Consider the following 528-nt stretch of genomic DNA (forward strand, 5'->3'; position numbering starts at 1 on the left):
ATGAGGTTGGGTTCTGGGTATCCTACGGCATCAATCCAGCGCGCGGCATGTCCCATAAGGTCATCGGCCTTGATTTTACGCAGGGTGCTACAGCCTACGGAAGCAATGATCACGATATCCGAATTGGTCAGTTCACCCTCACGCCAGTTTTCAGAAACGGCATTTAAGTCCGCAACATAGCCTCGGGCATCGAATGCCTCGGGAGAAATATCCTGACCGATAGCGCCGGTTGAAATCAGTGCCATCGCGGTAATGCTAATCGCAAGAATACGCATGTCTCTGCCTTTCATGGGAAACGGTAAAAACAAATTGTAACACGATTCTGGTCGTTGCGTTGTCCATCAGGAAAACGAGCCTGCCCGATCGTTTCATCAGGTGGCGTGCCGAGGGGGCGCGCCTCGTCCACCATCACTGTATTATACCATATAGCTTGGTGTGCCGGTCAGGAGCCGGAACGCACAGGCGCCTATTCTATTATAGGATACAATAGGCAGCACGCGCCGGTCGGCGCCCCCATATATACTACTG

At 52.7% G+C, this 528-nt stretch carries 1 protein-coding gene; it reads right to left on the reverse strand.

Annotated elements, in window-relative coordinates; genetic code table 11:
* Positions 1-275: hypothetical protein (locus tag ACK8OU_RS20435; protein WP_410305158.1), on the reverse strand; the 275-nt coding region annotated here is incomplete at its 3' end.
* Positions 276-528: the final 253 nt, after the last annotated feature.

The sequence above is a fragment of the Pontitalea aquivivens genome (genome assembly GCF_046507575.1).
In the GTDB taxonomy this organism is placed as follows: Bacteria; Pseudomonadota; Alphaproteobacteria; order Rhodobacterales; family Rhodobacteraceae; genus Pontitalea; species Pontitalea aquivivens.